The sequence below is a fragment of the Dellaglioa sp. CoH-57-MRSF-17 genome (assembly GCF_056782015.1).
In genome coordinates this window covers 1-266 of sequence record NZ_JBXAXY010000148.1, presented here as the reverse complement: position 1 = coordinate 266, position 266 = coordinate 1, and the positions used below count along the sequence as shown (strand labels likewise).

The following is a 266-nucleotide window of genomic DNA, read 5'->3' as shown; positions in this document are numbered from 1 at the left end:
CGTATCTCATTGAAGGTGATATCCGGGCGTCAACGCAGCTCTGCTGTAGCACACTGAGTAATTGGGTGGCGTTCCAGAAGCGTGGAGTCCCGTCCGAATCACGTATGATGATCCCGGATGAGCAGCAAACTTGGATACGCCACGCAAATCAGGCACGTCTGGGCTGGGTTGATACGATGCTGGAGCGTGGCTACATTGAATACGAGGTGGAAGAATGAAGAAGATTGCGGCAATTGCGTTGATGGCGCTGGCGCTCGCGGGATGCA

1 protein-coding gene is annotated in these 266 nt (G+C 54.5%); it reads left to right on the top strand.

Annotation, left to right across the window (positions count from 1 at the left end; all coding sequences use genetic code 11):
- Positions 1–218: hypothetical protein (locus AC1RPJ_RS08215; RefSeq protein WP_481762917.1), on the top strand; the 218-nt coding region annotated here is incomplete at its 5' end.
- Between the last annotated feature and the right edge of the window lie 48 nt (positions 219–266).